The sequence below is a fragment of the Agathobacter sp. LCP21S3_B2 genome, from assembly GCF_052118705.1.
Lineage (GTDB): Bacteria > Bacillota > Clostridia > Lachnospirales > Lachnospiraceae > Roseburia.
This window is the reverse complement of record NZ_JBQKGQ010000001.1, coordinates 52869-71904: the sequence shown is the minus strand read 5'-3', so window position 1 is coordinate 71904 and position 19036 is coordinate 52869. Positions and strand designations below refer to the sequence as shown.

The window sequence follows — 19036 nt, the reverse complement described above, 5'->3', positions numbered from 1 at the left end:
ACCCTCTTTATGCAGCAATCCTTGACTCAATCCGGATATCATCAAAAATATGCTCCTGAACGATAGTTAATTTGCCTGTTTTCATAAGCTCAAGTATGGCAAGAAATGTGACTATAACCTCTACCTTGCTTGATGATGCAGTAAGCATCCCTCTGAAGCTGAAGTGCTTATGTGAAGCAGCATAATCTGTCAGATAATCCATCTTTTCCTCTAAGGAGACCTCCTCCTTTTCAATCTTTCCAAACTTCGAGCGGACCTTATCTATCTTTTCTTCCTGTCTCTTCATTATACTTTGAAAGATTCTGTTTAAATCAGAAAGACGGATATCTCCGACAAGCTCCTCAAGATTAACAGGCTCCTCATATGCCAAAACCTCATCCGGTATGTCCTTTTTCTTATACCACACCTTGCCGGCATCCAGCTGGCGGTCCTTAAGCTCATCAGCCATGCATTTGTACATCTTGTACTCAAGCAGCTGCTGCACAAGCTCTGCTCTTGGATCTTCCTGCTCCTCCTCTTCCTCCTCTTTTCTTGGAAGAAGCATCTTTGACTTTATGTCGAGGAGTGTAGCTGCCATAACGAGAAACTCGCTGAGCGTGTCCAGGTTATCCTTTTTCATCTGATCCACATACTCCATGTACTGCGCTGTAATCTCGACAATCGGGATATCATAAATATTTACTTTATTCTTTTCTATCAAATACAATAACAGGTCAAGGGGTCCCTCAAATACCTGCAGTTTAAAAGTTATATCCATCTATCGTAATCTCCATATTAGGCTATTGTAACAATTTATACTTCTTTTTTCAAGTGATTTTAACCCCGTAAAAATATCACTGTTCAAAAGTCGTTTACAATAATTTAAGCTTACAGAAGCGGTGCAAACAGCTGCAGTATGCTCTGCATCAGCCTGCCGGCAAGTGAAATATCAGCCGTACTTTCCTCATCTATCTCCTCAGAGACCGCAAACGTCTCTATCGCATCCTCTTTTATTTTTCCGATGCAATGAGTCCTGTACATGTATACAAAATCCTCAAAATTCCAGTACATGCTCCTGAAATCCAGATTACACGTGCCAACTATCGCAGTATCATCATCTGCCACTATACACTTAGAGTGTATAAAGCCGGGTGTGTAAAGATATATTCTCACCCCTGCCTCGATAAGAGGCCTGAAATTAGCCTTTGTCTGCAGATAAATCAGCTTTTTATCGGGAATCTCAGGTACAACAATACGCACATCAACACCTGATCTGGCTGCCGATATCATAGCATGCGACAGCTCCGTACCAAGTATCAGATACGGTGTAAAAATATAAACATATTTTTTAGCTCTTGAGATGATACTCACATAAAGATTCTCTCCTACATCATCATGCTCAAGTGGAGAATCGCAAAACGGCTGGACAAAACCGCTTTCCTCTGACTGACTGAAGGTATTGTGTGGATTCAGATATTCATCATGTACTGCATTGTCCTTATTGATATAATTCCACATCTCAAGGAACATCGTCGTGAAACTGTTTACACACTCTCCCTCCACACGGATACCGGCATCCTTCCAGTATCCAAACCTGATTTTTTTGTTGATATACTCATCTGCTATATTGTATCCACCGGTATGCGCCACACGTCCGTCTACTACCAGTATCTTCCTATGGTCCCTGTCATTCATAATTACTGAAAGCATGGGCTTATATGGATTGAATCGTCTGGTCTGTATTCCGATGCTCTCCATCTCTTTTATAAAGTGTGGCGGAATGGCATTTATGCTGCCAAAATCATCATATATGATTCTTACAACAACTCCATGCTTTACCTTTTCTTTGAGTATATCAAGTATCTGATCAAGCATAACTCCACTTCCGATTATGAAATACTCCATAAAGATAAACTTTTCAGCCGACCTTAAATCTTTTAAAATGCTTCCAAAAGCCTCCTCACCTGATTTAAAGTACTCTGTGCAGTCCTCCGCATACAGTGGATATTTCTGATTTTGAGTGATAAGCCTGCTTTGTCTGTATGCATCCATATCTGTCTGTCTGAGTGTCTCATTTAGCAGCTCGTTCTCAGGCCGAAGCGTCGCATATGCTTCCACAATTCTTGCCATTCTTTTCTGTGTCTTTGACGTAAGCTCCGGTCTTCCGAAAAAGAAATAGCACGGAATACCAACGATTGGAACACTCAGTATCAAAAATATCCATGACATTTTTATATACATTTTCATCCGCCTGTTGACAATATAAAGCGAGAGCAATATGGCTGCCACATACAGTAGATTCTGAAACACCCTGCTGGCAACAGATGCCGTATAAAATAAAAAGAACCACCATATCATCTGTATGATTATTATTGTCGAAACGATAAATAGCTTTGAAAGCAGTTTTTGTAATATTTTCCTCATCTATGCCCTACCATGAAATTACAATCTTTAAACAAGATATTCCTATATTTTCTATAATAAATCTCTAATACATATTATATTATTCCAAGCAATTTATCAACATTTATAATCCCCCACGAGCCTTTGCGGCTGTCTCCTGCCCTGTCACATGTATTATACAGGGCAAGCTTAACCTCCTCTGGTCTCATATTTGGATTTTTTTCCAGCAGAAGTGCTATTGCACCTGATACAATCGGTGTAGCCATTGAAGTACCTGTCTTTCTTACATATGTGCCATCCCTCGTTCCAAGGCTTATGATATCATGCCCGGGAGCCAGAATCTCAGGCTTTACAATACAGCAATCGGTCGGACCTTTGCCGCTTCTTATATCATCGAAGCTTCCGACTGTAATTATCTTTCTTGAAATTCCCGGCACAGTTACTGAAAAAGGTGCAGGTCCATAATTACCCGCTGCCGCAACAACTACCACTCCCATATCCCACAATTCATCTATCAGCTTCAATATCTTAACGCGCTCTGCTGCATCAGAATATGGCAGATATCCTACAGAGAAGTTGAGTATTTTTATATTAAGTCTGACGCAGTTTTCTTTTATATACTTAAGTGCACGAATCGAATCCGATGTCTGCCCCATGCCAAGATAGTCAAGCACCTTAAACACGTAAAGTCCTGCCCCCGGAGCCATACCTATATCTGCAGCCGATAATATACCGCACACATGCGTACCATGCCCATTATCGTCATAACATGTCTCCTTACCACCCACAAGATCCATAAAGTGCTTTATGCACCCATAAAGCTGTTTATGTTTAAACACTCCAGTATCAAGCACTGCTATATTGACATTTTTACCACTATAACCATTTTTATATACCAGATTTGCATTTATACTATATTTCGCATTTTTCATTATTATTTTATTTTTTAATTTAATATATGATTTGTTTTCACAATATGACACAGCTTCGCTCATAGTATGATTACATTCCACAGATGCACCTGTTTTGCCTTACATCATATCACCTTACTATTATAAAAGGACTGCACCTGCGTGCAGCCCTTTATTGGGTATTATTGTTATACTTTAACGTATATTAATTAATCCTCTTTTACATCCTTCATAGAGAAGCTGATTCTTCCCATCTTGTCCTTGCCAAGGCAAACAACCTTTACCTTGTCTCCAAGTGTGAGTACATCCTCTACTCTGTTGATTCTCTCTTTTGCAATCTTAGAAATGTGAACCATTCCCTCTTTGCCAGGAGCAAATTCGATGAAAGCACCGAACTCCTTGATGCTTACAACTGTGCCCTCAAAGATCTGTCCCTGCTCAAAATCAGTTGTGATAATCTTAATCATTTCGATTGCCTTTGCAATCATCTCTTTATCTGTTCCGCAAACTGAAACAGCGCCATCATCTGTGATATCGATCTTGACACCGGTTCTGTCGATAATCTCGTTGATTGTCTTGCCCTTCTGTCCGACAACATCACCAATCTTTGATGGATCAATTGTAATCTGCTCAATCTTTGGAGCCCACTCATTGACTTCTTTTCTAGGCTCAGCGATTGCCTTGCTCATGACCTCATCCATGATGTAGAGACGTGCCTCACGTGTTCTCGCAATTGCCTCCTCAACGATAGGCCTTGTAAGTCCGTGAATCTTGATATCCATCTGGATAGCTGTGATACCCTTATGTGTACCTGTTACCTTGAAATCCATATCTCCGAAGAAATCCTCAAGACCCTGGATATCTGTAAGCACAAGGAAATCATCATCTGTATCGCCCGTTACAAGTCCGCATGAGATTCCGGCAACCATAGCCTTGATTGGAACACCTGCAGCCATAAGTGACATACATGATGCACATGTTGAAGCCATTGATGTAGAGCCGTTTGACTCAAATGTCTCAGATACGGCACGGATAGTATATGGGAACTCCTCAATGCTTGGAAGTACAGGAACAAGTGCCTTCTCAGCAAGTGCTCCGTGTCCAATCTCACGACGTCCCGGTCCACGTGATACCTTTGTCTCTCCTACAGAGTATGCAGGGAAGTTATAGTGATGCATATATCTCTTTGTTGTGATATTTGCATCAAGTCCGTCGATTTTCTGAATCTCTGATAAAGGAGCAAGTGTTACAACATCACAAATCTGTGTCTGTCCACGGGTAAACATTGCAGAGCCGTGAACTCTAGGAATCAAATCAACCTCTGCTGCGAGTGGTCTGATCTGGTTGATTGCACGGCCGTCAGGACGCTTGTGATCCTTTAAAATCATCTTTCTGACTGTCTTCTTCTGATACTGGTAAATAGCCTCACCAAGTACCGCAAGGTACTCCTCATTGTCAGCGAAGGCTTCTTCTAACTGCTCTGTGATAGCTCTTATATTTTCCTCACGCTTCTGCTTCTCATCTGTGAATACTGCCTCCTCCATCTGCTCAGGAGTAACAATTTTCTTGATATCCTCGAACATCTGCTCAGGAATAGCACAGCTCTCATACTCATGCTTTGGCTTGCCAATCTCATCACGGATCTGATCCATGAATGCGATAACTGTCTGGTTGATATCGTGGCACTTGTAGATTGCCTCAATCATCTGATCCTCAGGAATCTCATTGGCTCCTGCTTCAATCATGATAACCTTTTCCTTGGTAGAAGCAACCGTGAGCTGTAAATCGCCCTCATCCCACTGCTTCTGTGAAGGGTTTACGATAAACTCTCCATCAACAAGTCCCATCTGTGTCATTGCACATGGTCCGTCAAACGGAATATCTGATATATGAACAGCAAGAGCTGTACCGATCATTGCAACTATCTCAGGACGGCACTCAGGATCCACTGACATGACAAGGTTGTTTAATGTAACATCATTTCTGTAATCCTTTGGGAAAAGAGGTCTCATAGGACGATCAATTACACGATCTGTAAGGATGGCGTTCTCTGATGCTTTTCCCTCACGCTTGTTAAATCCGCCCGGAATTTTTCCTACAGAGTACATCTTCTCCTCGAACTCAACGCTGAGTGGGAAGAAATCCACACCGTCACGTGGCTTGTCAGATGCTGTAGCTGTTGAAAGGACTGTTGTATCACCATATTTGATAAAAACAGCTCCATTAGCCTGAGCTGCTACTCTTCCGATATCTACAGTAAGAGTCCTGCCGGCAAGTTCCATTGAATAACTTTTGTACATATTAATTCTCCTTAAAATTCTTTTGCAGAAGTGTATTCCTCTTCCGAAACTACTAAACAATACATGTACGCTCATGCACTCTTTAGTGGTCTCGGCTTACTTCTGCTTTTCAAAAAACAATAATAAAAACAATAATAGAGCGGAATAATAATTACTCCGCTCTAAAGAAAATACTATTTTCTGAGTCCTAAACGCTCGATAAGTGAACGATATCTCTCGATATCAATCTCCTTAAGGTATGCAAGTAATCTACGTCTCTGACCGATCATCTTTAACATTCCTCTTCTTGAGTGATGATCCTTTGGGTTCTGCTTGAAATGCTCAGTTAACTCTGCGATTCTTGCTGAAAGAATTGCAATCTGAACCTCTGGTGAACCTGTGTCATTTGGTGTTCTACCGTACTCTGCGATAATAGCCTGTTTCTTTTCCTTTGCGATCATTGTTGATCCTCCTTATATTATAATGCGCCCTGATACATGTATGATGCTCAGCAATAGGTCGGAGTGTCCAACTACCGAACATGGGCAAAACCATACCTATGTAGTATAGCATAGTAAGCATTTGTTGTAAACAACTTTTTTATTAATCCGGCAAATATCTTGCAACACAAATCGGACTTCTGTAAAATGCATTTGAAACCTTGATTCCGTCTCGCTTGTTGCTGGCATGGACAATCTGTCCGTTTCCGATATAAATTGCAACATGTGAGATGCTGCTTCCACTTCCGTAGAAGAATAAATCTCCCGGCTTTGCATCAGATGCGCTGATTTTTGTGCCATATGAAGGCTGTGCTTTTGATGAATGTGGTAACGAAACTCCATACTTTCCAAGTATTCTCATTGTAAAACCTGAGCAGTCAACACCATTCTCAAGGCTTGTACCTCCCCACACATATCTGTTTCCGACAAACTGTAATGCATATGATACAACCGATGCCCTTACATCTGATACACCGTCACCATACTTCACCTGCTCAATTGTCTTTGCCGTAGGAAGTGCCTGTGCCAATGTCACATAATCCTGTGATATATATCCGACAGAATCATCCACACTTATCTCAACCCAGCCGTCAGCAACAGAATTGACTGTGAATGCCTCTGAATTTCCAACCTGTGAAAGCACCGCAGCCTCTGTTGACTTCTCTGCACGTACATTCAGTGTTTCAGTATTTACAGTGGCAACAGTTTTCATATCCTGTTCTGCAATAGACTCTGCCTCATCTCCTGTCACAAGATACCGCTTGCTTACATATCCTGTCACTTTGCCTGATGTAACCTTATACCAGTCTCCGACATCCTCAAGAAGTTCACAGGCATTGTGATTGGTAAGGATACCTACCACTTCACTGTCTGTCGAAGCCTCCTGTCTGATATTTAAGTTTCCGCTGCTGATAACTGACATACCAAGATTTGTGTAACCACAGGTCTGTGCAGCTGTCGGTGTCTGGGATGCCTCATTTGCCTGTTCTGTCTCCTGTGCAGTATCGCCAACCTGTGCACCCTGAGCAGATGCAGTAACAACATTGCTGTCGTTTTGCGCTACCGATACGTCAGCTCCATAATAAGTAAGAGCCGATGTAACCCCTGCTGTGAGAAGCTCTGTGGCATCTGCCGCCTCTGTCAGATTAAGTGCAACACCCGCATTCACTGATCTGTTTTTATTTGCCTCTGCATTTGTTGTCCTGGCATCCACCGTGCTGCTTGAGCTCATAGATACCGCTCCTATAATAATAGCAAACGCTACAACGCCTGCTGCCTGTCCTAATTTTAACTTGTTTTTCATATAGCCTCCGATTCATGCTATCTATAATCCCACGGTTAGGAGTATATCATAAATTGTTAAAATGTCAATATTTCTTTGTAATAATTCTGTAATATTTATCATTTTTTCGTTATTTTGGGCTATTTAGCAAAAAAACAGTCACACTAAAATGTGTGACTGCCTGCATAATTGATTGTAAAATTGATATCTGCGCTCATCTGGCTCTTTAACGCTTCTATTGAATCAAACTTCATCTCAGGTCTTACAAACTTATGAAGCTCTACCATAATATCCTGCCCATAAACATCCTGCCCAAAATCTATGATATATGTCTCTGCACCAATTGGATTTTTTCCCTCTATAGTAGGCTTACAGCCTATATTGGTCACACCAAGGTACCAGTTGTCCCTGACAAGAACCCTCGACATATACACTCCCTTTGGCGGAAGCAGCTTATCGTGCGGCACTGAAAGATTGACTGTCGGAATGCCAATAGTCCTGCCTAACGCTCTGCCATGCACTACCCTTCCTTTTATAAAAAACGGATAACCCAGCAGTTCATTCGACTTTTTAATATGTCCTGCCGCAATCTCCTCACGGATATACGTACTGCTTATATCCCTGTCTCCATCCTTTATTTTGTCCACCACAATAAGCTCGTATCCAAGCTCTCCTGCCATCGCAGAAAGCAGCCTGTGGTCTCCTGCCCTGTTGTGCCCGAAACGGAAATCATCTCCGACAATGATACACTTGACATTAAGACTTTTAACTATCCATCTGACAAACGCATCCGCCTCCATTGTCATCACCTGTTGCACAAACGGACACTCTATCAGATAGTCAATACCTGATTTTTCAAACACATACTGTTTTTCATCGTTTGTGATTATAACCTTTGACTCAATGCCAAGCACCTCCGATTTGGGAGGAATGTCAAACGTAAATATGATTCGCTTGTAGCCATGCAGATTGCTCTGTTCAATTTGCTTTTCCATCAGAAATTCATGTCCTCTGTGAAGCCCGTCAAACTTTCCAAACGAGATGACGGAAGGCTCCTCGACATGAAAATCCAGAGTTTTGCTTATATATTCCATAATATCTGTATACTATTCTATTCCATAAAAATCTTTACCGGCTTAAATTCACCGGTCTCATCAAGATACGAATACACACCGACAAATATGCCCTCATGATTGTATACTCTGTATCTTATATCAGAGTCAGCACCGTGTTTTAAATAATCCGTAAGTACTGCCGGAAGCTTATTTCCATTTCTGACAAGCTTATCAGCATCTGCCACAGTATGCACTGCCGGCAGATTTTCAAACACTCCATCAACAGGCAGTACCATATCAAGGCAGCCTTCATCCACCTTCGACTGAATCTGCGAAAGTGTAAGTGCATGCTCTAAATCAAAGCCTGCCACCCTTACTCTAAGCAGTGACTTCATGCAGCCATGGCAGCCCAGTCTCTCTCCGATGTCATTGCACAGCGTCCTGATATATGTGCCCTTTGAACAGTGCACCGTCATCGTAACCTCCGGCAAATCAATGCTTTCAACATTGATGCCAAACACCTCAATATCCCTGGCTTTTCTCTCTATTACCTTGCCCTCTCTTGCCAGCTCATAGAGCTTTTTCCCATTGACCTTTAAAGCCGAGTACATAGGCGGCACCTGCTTTTGCCTGCCAACAAACTGTGATATTGCATCATACACCGCCTGCTCAGTCACATTGACCTTAGCCTGATTTAAGACCTGCCCTGTAATATCCTGTGTATCTGTCTCCTGTCCCAAAAGCAGCACAGCTTTATAGACCTTGTCCTTGTCGGTCAAAAGGTCACACACTCTGGTTGCCTTTCCTAGGCATACAGGAAGAACGCCCTGTGCATCCGGATCAAGTGTACCTGTATGACCAATCTTTTTCTGGTGGAATATGCCTCTAAGCTTTGCCACAACGTCAAAGCTTGTATAGCCCTTTTCCTTGTATACATTGATTATTCCGTTAACCATCTGCCCAAGAATATCTCCCTAAATATTGTCCTTAATTGCCGTAAGTATGCGCTCTGTTGCCACCTCAAGCGGTCCGTCAATCGTAAATCCAGCGGCCTTTATATGTCCTCCACCGCCAAATACCGACGCAACCTTTGCCACATCATAATCACCGTTTACGCGCAGACTGCCCTTGTAGGTGCCATCCTCATTTTCGTAGAGAAATACAGCAACCTTTATATCCTTTGTCACACGAAGCTGGTTTACAATACCGTCGAGATGCTTTGGAAGTACGTTGTACTTCTCCATCTCAGCACGCGATACTGCAGACAATATAACATCACCATTCAGATACAAAGCAGCATTCAAAAGTGCCTGCCCCATAATCTTGTTCTGGGCAAATGTCTTTGTATAAAATGTATCATCGATTATCCTTGAATAATCAATGCCCATCTCCATAAGGGAGCCTGCTATATCCATAGTCTTTTTTGAAGTGCATGAATACTGGAACACACCTGTATCATGCACCATGCCTGTGTAAATACACTCTGCTATCTGTATTGTGATGCGCTCCTTCGGCAGAAGTTCAAACACAAGCTCACAGGTTGAGCTCGCATCCGGAAAGATGTAATTTGCGTCTGCAAAAGCTCCGTTAGTGACGTGATGATCTATGCAAAGTGTCCTTCTTGCAGACTCAAAATACTTAGCTGCACTTCCCAGTCTGCCTATGTCACTACAATCACATGCTATGAACAGATCGTATACGGTATCATCTGCATAGCTGCTGTCAATCTCATCTGCTCTTTGCATAAACTTAAAGATGTTCGGGCTTGGCTCTAAATAAAGTCTTGCCTTTATATCAGGATAATAATCCTTTATGTAGTTGTATACCGCAAGTGTTGAACCGACACAGTCACCGTCCGGTCTTACATGACCGGAAACGGCAACTGACTGTGCATCCTTTAAAATAGAATCAATCTCTGTCATAATCAATCCTCTTTATTAATCCTCTTTGAGATTTTTTGTTACTTCATCAATCTTTTTAGACATCTCAACACCATACTCTATAGACTGGTCTATGATAAATGTAATGGCAGGTGTATTTCTTAAATTGATGTTCTTTGCGAGAGTTCTGCGTATATATCCCTCCGCTGACTTAAGTCCTGCAAGTGTATCAGCCTGTGATTTCTTGTCACCAAGCACACTGATATAAGCCTTTGCTGTCTTTAAATCAGGTGCCACCTCGACAGCAACAACACTTGTCATGGGATTGATACGCGGATCCTTTATCTCACCGCGTATGATATTTGACAGTTCACGCATCACCTCTTCGTTGATACGAATATTTTTTATGCTGTTCTTTCTCATATAATCCCGCTTTCTTTTTATATTAAACCGTAACTATCCGAATAGTTACATTAATTCATGATAACAAATATATGATTATCTTGGAACCTCTACCATCTTGTAGGCTTCTACAATATCTAATTCCTGAATATCATTAAATCCGTCAAATACAAGACCACACTCGTAGCCTGTCTTGACTTCCTTGACATCATCCTTGAATCTCTTGAGTGAAGCAAGGTCGCCCTCGAATATCTGCTCACCCTCTCTGCTAATTCTGACACGGCAGCCTCTCTCCATAAATCCGTCAAGCACATATGAACCTGCAATGTTTCCAACGCCTGAAGCCTTGAAAATCTGTCTGATTTCCGCGTGTCCGATAACCTTCTCCTCAAATACAGGATCAAGCATACCCTTCATGGCAGCAGATACATCCTCGATTGCATTGTAGATGACCTTGTAAAGTCTGATATCTACGCCTTCACGGTCTGCTGTAGTCTTGGCAACAGGATCCGGTCTGACGTTAAAGCCAATGATGATTGCATTTGATGCTGATGCAAGGATAACATCTGACTCGTTGATGGCTCCAACGCCGCCATGGATGACCTTGACCACAACCTCCTCATTTGAAAGCTTGACAAGACTCTGCTTAACAGCTTCAACTGAACCCTGTACATCTGCCTTTACGATAATATCAAGCTCCTTCATATTGCCGGACTGAATCTGTGAGAACAGATCATCAAGTGACATCTTTGCCTTTGTATCCTCAATAAGCTTATTCTTTTCCTCTGAAATATATGTGTCAGAGAATGCCTTTGCCTCCTTCTCTGAATCACATGCCACAAATGTCTCACCTGCTGATGGCACACTGTTAAGTCCAAGTATCTCTACAGGTGTAGAAGGCTTAGCCTCCTTTACTCTGCGGCCCTTGTCATCAATCATGGCTCTTACCTTACCATAGCTGCTTCCGCATGCGATAGGATCTCCGACATGGAGTGTTCCTTTTTGTACAAGCACTGTGGCAACCGCACCACGACCCTTGTCAAGCTGTGCCTCGATTACGAGACCTCTTGCATTTCTGTCCGGATTAGCCTTGAGCTCAAGCACCTCTGCTGTGAGAAGAATCATCTCAAGGAGATTGTCGATACCCTCCTTAGTATGTGCAGATACAGGACAGAATATTGTGCTTCCACCCCAATCCTCCGGGATAAGCTCATACTCTGAGAGTTCCTGCTTAACCTTGTCGATATTGGCACTTGGCTTATCTATCTTGTTGACAGCAACGATAATCTCTACACCGGCTGCCTTTGCATGGTTGATAGCCTCAACAGTCTGTGGCATTACACCATCATCTGCAGCAACAACAAGGATTGCGATATCAGTAGAGTTTGCACCACGCATACGCATTGCTGTAAATGCCTCATGTCCCGGTGTATCAAGGAATGTGATGTTCTGGTCATTAATTGATACAACAGATGCACCAATGTGCTGTGTGATACCACCTGCCTCACGGTCTGTAACACGTGTCTGTCTGATGGCATCAAGCAGTGATGTCTTACCATGATCTACGTGACCCATTACACAGACTACAGGTGGACGAGGAACCATCTTGCTCTCATCCTCTTCATCCTCCTTGAGAAGCTCTGCAATCACATCGACCTTCTCCTCTTCCTCACAGATGAAATTAAACTCTAACGCAATCTCCTCTGCGGCTGCAAAATCAACTTCAGAGTTAACTGTTACCATCTCGCCCTTCATGAAAAGCTTCTTTACTATGGCAGAAGGCTGAACCTTCATCTTGTCAGCTAAATCTCTGATTGTAATCTTCTCCGGAAGAGAAATTGTCTTAATCTCGTTCTCATCCTCTTTTGGCTGTGCCTTAGGCTGCTGTGGCTTTTTCTTGCCGCCGTGCTTCTCGAGATTGATGTAATTCTCCTGCTTCTTTCCGAGTTTATCCTGCTTCTGGCTCTGATTGTGATTGTGCTTATTCTTTCTGTCGTTGCCTCTGTCTCTGCTCTCCTTGCCTCTTACATCATCAGGAGCTGCAACCGCAACTGTTTCTTTTCTGAAACGGTTTCTGTCATCACCTCTGCCGCCTGTTCTATCGTTATTTCTGTCAAAGCTTCTGCCACCCTCAGCAGGACGTCTGGAGTCATTTCTGAAACCTCTGTTGTTATCGAGGTTATTGTCGCGATTGTTTGGTCTTCTATCGCTGTTTCTGTCCGTATTTCTGCTTCTGTCGGTATTTCTGTCAGTATTTCTGTTGTTGATTCTGTCACCATTATCCTGACGTCTGTCGCCTCTTCTGTCTGCGTCAGCCTGACGTGCCGGACGTGAATTGGCAGGCTTCATATCGGCATACGGATCTGCTGTACGCTCACTTATAGGGCGCATAGCTCTCTCTCCGACCGGTCTTGGCTTAATAATGCTGTGCTGCTCTGGACGTGATGACTGATTATCGCGTCTGCCATTGCCATTTCTGCGCTCTGCCCCACCATTTGCACCCTTTCCATTGCCGTTTCCGCCATTTGTTTTCCTGCCCTGTTTGCTATACTGAGCATTGAAAACAGTAGTGATGCTGGCCTTCTTCTTTGGTCTGTCTGCCGCCTTTGCATCATCCTTTTTAGGCTCTTCCTTCTTATCTGTCTCTTTCTTTTCTTCTGCCTTTGTGTACTTCTTTCGCACAATTTTCTGTGCCTCGTCCTCAAGACCGCTCTGCACATTCTTGACAGCAAACTGTGTGCCGTTTAATGTATCTATGACGTCCTGTGACTTTATATTTAATTCTTTTGCAAGTTCATGAACTCTCATTTTTGCCATATATCTATTTTCCTCCACTATTCAGTTTTATTCGACTGCAGCTTTTTTATCACTGCATTTGCAAGGTTTTCATCCGTAACTGCAAGGGAAGCGCGAAACTCTTTGCCTATCGCATTCCCTAACCCCACCTTGTCACTATAAAAATAAATCGGAACCTCATAGAAAGCAGTCATATCCGAAAAATGCTTCTTTGTGTTGTCCGATGAATCATCTGCAACTATCACTAAAAATGCCTTTCCTGTCTTTACAGCTTTCTCTGTAGAAAACTCTCCGCTAACCACATTGCCTGACTTTGCTGCTAATCCCAGCATAGAAAGTACTCTATCTGTCAATTTGGTTCATCTCCTTTTCAAGCTCCTCATATATCTGTTCTGTTACACTAACACCAAGGGAACGCTCAAGTGCCTTTGTCTTTTTAGCCTTTTTAAAGCACTCAATGCTCTTGCATATATAAGCACCCCTGCCGTTTTTCTTGCCTGTGTCATCAAGAATGATGTCTCCCTCCGCAGTCTTTACCACGCGGATAAGTGACTTCTTTTCCTTCATCTCCTGACACCCTACGCATTTGCGCATTGGAATCTTTTTATTTGCCATTACTGCTCATCACCACTATCTGCCACATCATCTGTCTCATCGATATCAGAAGCATCTGCTTCTAAAGCTACCGCATCATTTTCTGTACCTGCTGCTTCGTTCTCGTCAGCCCCTGTATAAAAAGCCTCTGCCTGTACATCTGCCTGTTCTGTATCAGCTAATCTCTCGTTCTCAGCAAGCTCATCATCTGAATAATCATAATCGTCATCATAATCATCCTCTTCATAGTCATTCTCATAATCCATGAAATCTCCTGACTCTCTGGCCTGTGTCTCGCTCTTGATATCAATCTTGAAGCCTGTAAGTCTTGCTGCAAGTCTTGCATTCTGTCCTTCCTTACCGATTGCAAGTGAAAGCTGATAATCCGGAACAACAACCTTTGCTGATTTCTCATCTGCATCTGCTATAACCGAGATAACCTTTGCAGGGCTAAGTGCATTCTGGATAAGTATTGCAGGATTCTCATCCCATGTGATGATATCGATTTTCTCACCGCGGAGCTCATTTACGATAGCATTGACTCTGGCACCATTCATACCTACACATGCTCCTACAGGGTCTACATTTGGATCATTTGACCATACGGCAATCTTTGTTCTGCTTCCGGCCTCACGGGATATAGCCTTTATCTCAACTATGCCCTCTTTAACCTCTGTAACCTCTGACTCGAAAAGTCTCTTCACAAGCTCAGGATGTGTTCTTGAAACAAGAATCTTTGGTCCCTTTGATGTGGACTTAACCTCAAGGATATATACTTTGATACGCTCTGTAGGCTTGAATACCTCGCCCTTTATCTGCTCACTCTCAGTCAGAAGTGCATCTGCCTTGCCTAAATTGATGCTGACATTCTTTCCGATGTATCTTTGAACAACACCTGTCACAACATCCTTTTCCTTGCTGTTGTACTCGTCAAATATTACCTTTCTCTCCTCCTCACGGATTTTCTGAAGGATAACATTCTTTGCGTTCTGTGTAGCGATACGTCCGAATTCCTTTGACTTCACCTCAACTCTCACGATATCCCCAAGCTGATAGTTGCCGTTTACCTTGTGGGCATCTGCTAATGAAATCTCCTCCACCGGATCCTCAACTGCATCCACAACTGTCTTCTCCTGGTAGCATGAGAAAGCACATGTCTCAGGATCGATTTCTACCTTTACATTGTCTGATTTACCAAAATGGTTCTTGCAGGCAGTCACAAGGGAGTTCTCAATTGCCTCAAGTAAAGTTTCTTTACTAATATTTTTCTCCTGCTCTAATATATTTAACGCTTCTAATAACTCATTGCTCATTATTTTTTCCTCCTATTTGTGTTATCGTGCGCTTTAATTAAAAATCCAATGCCTGACGTATAAGTGCGATATCACTCTTATTGAATGTAGTCTCATTTCCGTCTTCATCGGTTATTGTCACTGTATCCTTATCATAGGCTTTAAGCAGACCATAAAATTCCTTTGATTTGTTGATAGCTCTGTATGTGCGAATCTCTATTTCCTTATTCATATTGCGCACATAGTCCTTTTCCTTCTTGAGAGGTCTTCCAAGCCCCGGCGAGCTGACCTCGAAAGTGTACGAATCAGGAATATAGTCCTCTCTGTCGAGAATCTCATTCATCTGCCTTGCAACCACTTCACAGTCATCAACGGTTATGCCACCCTCCTTATCAATATATGCTCTCAGGTAGTTCATACCGCCTTCCTTAACATACTCGACATCAACAAGCTCAAAATTCATGCTGTCAAGAATTGGTTTTATAAAGCTCTCTGTCTTTGCCTCATATACACTTGCCTTTGACATTTTATCACCTCTCTTTTGATTATATGGCTGTAACTATTCACAATTGCTCTGAATAGCTGCCTGATGTTTATAAACGTGAATTGAGAGAGGACTTTTGCCCTCTCTCAATCCAGTCAACGTTGTTATCATAGGTATGATAGCACTATCAGAAAAAAAAATCAAGTTTTTTTAAAAAAGTACTTGCTTTTTTTGAAACTCCATGATAGTATAATACACGGTTCGTTGGTCAAGCGGTTAAGACGCCGCCCTCTCACGGCGGAAACACGGGTTCGATTCCCGTACGGACTGCTCACTGATATTTATTCAATTAAATACAGCCCAACCCGAAAGCATCGCATTTATGCGATGTTTTTTTATTGTTGTTGACGCCGGACGCACCCGCCACACCGAAATGCACCTTGCATAAGCGACTAGCGAGGCTGTTTAGATACTGTAGAATTATGCCCATGAAACACAGAAATGACTTGCCATGGAAGGCAAGTCAAGGAGAACCGCGCCACGGACGGCGCGTTTCGACGGTTTCGTCAAGCAAAGTGAGCCTAAAAAGCATAATTCGTACAGTATCTTGACAGCGTAGCGTTAGCGCATGCAAGGTGCATTTCGGTGCTGCGGGTGCGTCCGGTGTATATCCACGCTATAATAAACATTTCTGCCTTAAAGTAAAATACCTTGGAGCGTATTCTGTTTACTACAGAATGCTCCAAGGCATAAATAATTCAAGTATAAATCCGGCTTAAAAATCAGTTATAATTAGTCATCGTATCCGTTAGGATTGTTCTTCTGCCATCTCCATGAGTCGGCACACATCTCCTTGATACCATACTGTGCTTCCCAGCCGAGCTCTCTCTTGGCCTTTGATGGGTCACAGTAGCATGTAGCGATATCGCCAGGTCTTCTAGGCTTTATTGTATAAGGAATCTTAACACCTGTTGCAGCCTCGAAATTCTTTACGATATCAAGCACGCTGTAGCCGTGTCCTGTTCCAAGATTGTAGATGCAAAGGCCTGCGTTCTCCTCAATTTTCTTTAAAGCCTTGACATGTCCAACCGCAAGGTCAACTACATGTATGTAATCTCTCACACCTGTTCCGTCAGGAGTATCATAGTCATCTCCGAATACTCCAAGCTCCTTAAGCTTGCCTACTGCCACCTGTGTGATGTAAGGCATGAGGTTGTTTGGAATACCGTTTGGATTCTCACCCATTGTACCGCTCTTATGAGCTCCGATTGGGTTGAAGTAACGAAGCAGGATGACATTCCACTCATTATCTGCCTTGTAGATGTCCATAAGTATCTGCTCAAGCATAGACTTTGTCCAGCCGTATGGGTTTGTACACTGTCCCTTTGGGCACTCCTCTGTGATAGGAATCTGTGCAGGATCTCCGTATACTGTAGCTGATGAAGAGAAAATGATGCTCTTGCAGCCATTCTGTCTCATCACATCAACAAGTGTAAGTGTTCCGGCGATATTATTGTTATAGTACTCCCAAGGCTTTGCCACAGACTCTCCTACTGCCTTGAGTCCTGCAAAGTGAATACAGCTATCTATCTTTTCTTCTTTAAAAATCTTATTCAGTATGTCTCTGTCAAGGATATCTCCCTTATAGAACTTTACTTCTTTGCCTGTAAGAGCCTTAACTCTGTCAAGTGACTTCTCAGATGAATTTGAAAGATTATCAAGTACTACAACATCGTAGCCTGCATCAAGAAGCTCCACACATGTGTGGCTTCCGATATATCCGGCTCCACCAGTAACTAAAATTGCCATAATAAATATCTCCTTTTCATTTTTGTTAAATTTATTGTAGCGCATTTGCTCATTTTTGTATAGAATAAAATGTAGAAGAAATATGTAAAAATGTTGTAAAGGTAGACAATATGAACAATAAATACAAAAATTCCTATATCGTAAAAGAAAAAGAGCTTGTATCTCTGTCCGTATATAATGTAGGCTTCCAGAGCTGTGATAGCCTGTACCAGTGGGGACCGGGTATCAGAGACCATTATCTGATTCACTATATCATAAGTGGTAAAGGCCGCTACACTGTAAATGGCAGTGTTCACACATTAACTCCCGGCGATGCGTTTCTCGTATATCCAAATACCGAAGTGATTTATCAGGCTGATGCAGAAGACCCTTGGGAATATACCTGGGTAGGCTTTACCGGCAGCGATGCCGCAACCATTTTAAGAGCCACTGATTTCACAAAAGCGCATCCATACATACACAATGTATCAAACGGAAACGAAATCAAAAGACAGCTCATGCATATATACGACGCCAGAGGCACAGAATTTGAAAACGCGCTGGAAATGACCGGGCGACTCTACACCACCCTCGCCCTCTTTGTCAGCGCCGCCACATCAAAACCACCGCAAAACAGTGCAAATTCCTATGTGCAAAAGGGCATAGAATACATCTCCGCCAACTATTCATACCCTATCACTGTTGAGGATATCGCATCATATATAGGTTTAAGCCGAAGCCATCTGTTCCGTTCCTTCCAGAGCATCCTCGGTGTATCACCAAAGGAGTATCTGACCGATTTCAGAATCAAGCAGGCATGCTATCTGCTTAAACACTCCTCATTGTCCATCACAGCAATTGCAGGCTCTATAGGGTTTGATAACAGCCTTTATTTTTCAAAGACATTTCATAAAATAAAAGGCCTTTCGCCTAAGGAGTATCGCAGTAAATACAAAAAAGCTCAAGAATAAAAAAAGCTGCCGGGCTTCATGTGAAGCCCGGCAGCTTTTTTCATATATCTCTTTATGCTAAAACTAAGCAAGCTTAGATTTAGCAACCTCTACTAATTTAGCAAATCCTGCTGCATCTGTAACAGCCATATCAGCTAATACCTTACGGTTAAGGTCAACGTTTGCTAACTTTAAGCCGTGCATGAACTGGCTGTATGAAAGTCCGTTGAGACGAGCTGCTGCGTTGATACGGGCAATCCATAACTGACGGAACTGTCTCTTTCTCTCTTTACGTCCAGCGTATGAGCTTGTAAGTGCTCTCATAACTGACTGCTTTGCTACTCTATACTGCTTAGATCTAGCGCCTCTGTAACCCTTTGCTAACTTTAATGTTCTGTTATGTCTTTTCTTAGCGCCTAAACCGCCTTTAACTCTTGCCAT

Annotated in this window: 18 protein-coding genes and 1 tRNA gene; 2 read left to right on the top strand and 17 right to left on the bottom strand. The window is 42.5% G+C overall.

Annotated features, from left to right (window positions below; genetic code table 11):
* Positions 1-7: 7 nt before the first annotated feature.
* From ACTQ1L_RS00335 to rimP, 15 genes are all read right to left on the bottom strand, one after another.
* Positions 8-757, bottom strand: coding sequence for a segregation and condensation protein A (locus ACTQ1L_RS00335; RefSeq protein WP_321111659.1), 750 nt, complete (start codon positions 755-757; stop codon positions 8-10).
* A gap of 110 nt (positions 758-867) precedes the next feature.
* A complete protein-coding gene (gene cls, locus ACTQ1L_RS00330; protein ID WP_441365044.1) occupies positions 868-2403 on the bottom strand; it encodes a cardiolipin synthase in 1536 nt (511 codons plus the stop codon).
* A 74-nt stretch (positions 2404-2477) separates the two neighbouring features.
* A complete protein-coding gene (locus ACTQ1L_RS00325) occupies positions 2478-3314 on the bottom strand; it encodes a S8 family peptidase (protein ID WP_321111657.1) in 837 nt (278 codons plus the stop codon).
* A gap of 188 nt (positions 3315-3502) precedes the next feature.
* Positions 3503-5593 carry a polyribonucleotide nucleotidyltransferase gene (locus ACTQ1L_RS00320; RefSeq protein ID WP_321111656.1) on the bottom strand — a complete coding sequence of 697 codons (2091 nt, stop codon included), beginning with the start codon at positions 5591-5593 and terminating at the stop codon, positions 3503-3505.
* A 173-nt stretch (positions 5594-5766) separates the two neighbouring features.
* Positions 5767-6033: a 30S ribosomal protein S15 gene (rpsO, locus tag ACTQ1L_RS00315; RefSeq protein WP_321111655.1), complete on the bottom strand. Its 267-nt coding sequence runs from the start codon at positions 6031-6033 to the stop codon at positions 5767-5769.
* Positions 6034-6175: 142 nt separating this feature from the next.
* A complete protein-coding gene (locus ACTQ1L_RS00310; protein ID WP_441365043.1) occupies positions 6176-7375 on the bottom strand; it encodes a C40 family peptidase in 1200 nt (399 codons plus the stop codon).
* A gap of 143 nt (positions 7376-7518) precedes the next feature.
* Complete coding sequence (locus ACTQ1L_RS00305) at positions 7519-8448, bottom strand: bifunctional riboflavin kinase/FAD synthetase (protein WP_441365042.1); 930 nt, start codon at positions 8446-8448, stop codon at positions 7519-7521.
* Between the two features lie 17 nt (positions 8449-8465).
* Complete coding sequence (gene truB, locus ACTQ1L_RS00300; protein WP_441365040.1) at positions 8466-9365, bottom strand: tRNA pseudouridine(55) synthase TruB; 900 nt, start codon at positions 9363-9365, stop codon at positions 8466-8468.
* An 18-nt stretch (positions 9366-9383) separates the two neighbouring features.
* A complete protein-coding gene (locus ACTQ1L_RS00295) occupies positions 9384-10331 on the bottom strand; it encodes a DHH family phosphoesterase (RefSeq protein ID WP_441365039.1) in 948 nt (315 codons plus the stop codon).
* Positions 10332-10346: 15 nt separating this feature from the next.
* Complete coding sequence (gene rbfA, locus ACTQ1L_RS00290; RefSeq protein WP_012742782.1) at positions 10347-10712, bottom strand: 30S ribosome-binding factor RbfA; 366 nt, start codon at positions 10710-10712, stop codon at positions 10347-10349.
* A gap of 75 nt (positions 10713-10787) precedes the next feature.
* Positions 10788-13508, bottom strand: coding sequence for a translation initiation factor IF-2 (gene infB / locus ACTQ1L_RS00285; RefSeq protein WP_441365038.1), 2721 nt, complete (start codon positions 13506-13508; stop codon positions 10788-10790).
* 17 nt (positions 13509-13525) lie between these two features.
* Complete coding sequence (locus tag ACTQ1L_RS00280; protein WP_012742784.1) at positions 13526-13819, bottom strand: L7Ae/L30e/S12e/Gadd45 family ribosomal protein; 294 nt, start codon at positions 13817-13819, stop codon at positions 13526-13528.
* A 10-nt stretch (positions 13820-13829) separates the two neighbouring features.
* Entirely contained in the window at positions 13830-14102 is a 273-nt protein-coding gene (gene rnpM, locus ACTQ1L_RS00275; protein WP_441365037.1) for an RNase P modulator RnpM, read from the bottom strand.
* The gene (gene nusA / locus ACTQ1L_RS00270) at positions 14102-15394 is read right to left on the bottom strand and encodes a transcription termination factor NusA (RefSeq protein WP_441365036.1); all 1293 of its coding nucleotides are present in this window, start codon (positions 15392-15394) and stop codon (positions 14102-14104) included. Before nusA ends, rnpM begins: the two co-directional genes overlap by 1 nt.
* Positions 15395-15431: 37 nt before the next feature.
* Positions 15432-15899: a ribosome maturation factor RimP gene (gene rimP / locus ACTQ1L_RS00265; RefSeq protein ID WP_321111647.1), complete on the bottom strand. Its 468-nt coding sequence runs from the start codon at positions 15897-15899 to the stop codon at positions 15432-15434.
* Positions 15900-16115: 216 nt separating this feature from the next.
* Between rimP and ACTQ1L_RS00260 the strand changes: the two genes are divergently transcribed.
* Positions 16116-16187: transfer RNA gene (locus ACTQ1L_RS00260), tRNA-Glu, on the top strand.
* Between the two features lie 462 nt (positions 16188-16649).
* Here the strand turns inward: ACTQ1L_RS00260 and galE are convergent.
* Positions 16650-17666: a UDP-glucose 4-epimerase GalE gene (gene galE, locus ACTQ1L_RS00255; RefSeq protein ID WP_015516548.1), complete on the bottom strand. Its 1017-nt coding sequence runs from the start codon at positions 17664-17666 to the stop codon at positions 16650-16652.
* A 110-nt stretch (positions 17667-17776) separates the two neighbouring features.
* On the opposite strand from galE, the gene ACTQ1L_RS00250 reads away from it, so the two are divergent.
* Positions 17777-18616 carry an AraC family transcriptional regulator gene (locus tag ACTQ1L_RS00250; protein WP_118371410.1) on the top strand — a complete coding sequence of 280 codons (840 nt, stop codon included), beginning with the start codon at positions 17777-17779 and terminating at the stop codon, positions 18614-18616.
* A 63-nt stretch (positions 18617-18679) separates the two neighbouring features.
* Here ACTQ1L_RS00250 and rplT read toward each other — a convergent pair whose 3' ends face one another.
* Positions 18680-19036, bottom strand: coding sequence for a 50S ribosomal protein L20 (gene rplT, locus ACTQ1L_RS00245; RefSeq protein WP_012742790.1), 357 nt, complete (start codon positions 19034-19036; stop codon positions 18680-18682).

What these genes read in the sequence shown, in the direction of transcription:
- ACTQ1L_RS00335 (WP_321111659.1), bottom strand. Translation starts at nt 757, where the DNA reads ATGGATATAACTTTTAAACTGCAGGTATTTGAGGGACCCCTTGACCTG.
- cls (WP_441365044.1), bottom strand. Translation starts at nt 2,403, where the DNA reads ATGAGGAAAATATTACAAAAACTGCTTTCAAAGCTATTTATCGTTTCG.
- ACTQ1L_RS00325 (WP_321111657.1), bottom strand. Translation starts at nt 3,314, where the DNA reads ATGAAAAATGCGAAATATAGTATAAATGCAAATCTGGTATATAAAAAT.
- ACTQ1L_RS00320 (WP_321111656.1), bottom strand. Translation starts at nt 5,593, where the DNA reads ATGTACAAAAGTTATTCAATGGAACTTGCCGGCAGGACTCTTACTGTA.
- rpsO (WP_321111655.1), bottom strand. Translation starts at nt 6,033, where the DNA reads ATGATCGCAAAGGAAAAGAAACAGGCTATTATCGCAGAGTACGGTAGA.
- ACTQ1L_RS00310 (WP_441365043.1), bottom strand. Translation starts at nt 7,375, where the DNA reads ATGAAAAACAAGTTAAAATTAGGACAGGCAGCAGGCGTTGTAGCGTTT.
- ACTQ1L_RS00305 (WP_441365042.1), bottom strand. Translation starts at nt 8,448, where the DNA reads ATGGAATATATAAGCAAAACTCTGGATTTTCATGTCGAGGAGCCTTCC.
- truB (WP_441365040.1), bottom strand. Translation starts at nt 9,365, where the DNA reads ATGGTTAACGGAATAATCAATGTATACAAGGAAAAGGGCTATACAAGC.
- ACTQ1L_RS00295 (WP_441365039.1), bottom strand. Translation starts at nt 10,331, where the DNA reads ATGACAGAGATTGATTCTATTTTAAAGGATGCACAGTCAGTTGCCGTT.
- rbfA (WP_012742782.1), bottom strand. Translation starts at nt 10,712, where the DNA reads ATGAGAAAGAACAGCATAAAAAATATTCGTATCAACGAAGAGGTGATG.
- infB (WP_441365038.1), bottom strand. Translation starts at nt 13,508, where the DNA reads ATGGCAAAAATGAGAGTTCATGAACTTGCAAAAGAATTAAATATAAAG.
- ACTQ1L_RS00280 (WP_012742784.1), bottom strand. Translation starts at nt 13,819, where the DNA reads ATGCTGGGATTAGCAGCAAAGTCAGGCAATGTGGTTAGCGGAGAGTTT.
- rnpM (WP_441365037.1), bottom strand. Translation starts at nt 14,102, where the DNA reads ATGGCAAATAAAAAGATTCCAATGCGCAAATGCGTAGGGTGTCAGGAG.
- nusA (WP_441365036.1), bottom strand. Translation starts at nt 15,394, where the DNA reads ATGAGCAATGAGTTATTAGAAGCGTTAAATATATTAGAGCAGGAGAAA.
- rimP (WP_321111647.1), bottom strand. Translation starts at nt 15,899, where the DNA reads ATGTCAAAGGCAAGTGTATATGAGGCAAAGACAGAGAGCTTTATAAAA.
- galE (WP_015516548.1), bottom strand. Translation starts at nt 17,666, where the DNA reads ATGGCAATTTTAGTTACTGGTGGAGCCGGATATATCGGAAGCCACACA.
- ACTQ1L_RS00250 (WP_118371410.1), top strand. Translation starts at nt 17,777, where the DNA reads ATGAACAATAAATACAAAAATTCCTATATCGTAAAAGAAAAAGAGCTT.
- rplT (WP_012742790.1), bottom strand. Translation starts at nt 19,036, where the DNA reads ATGGCAAGAGTTAAAGGCGGTTTAGGCGCTAAGAAAAGACATAACAGA.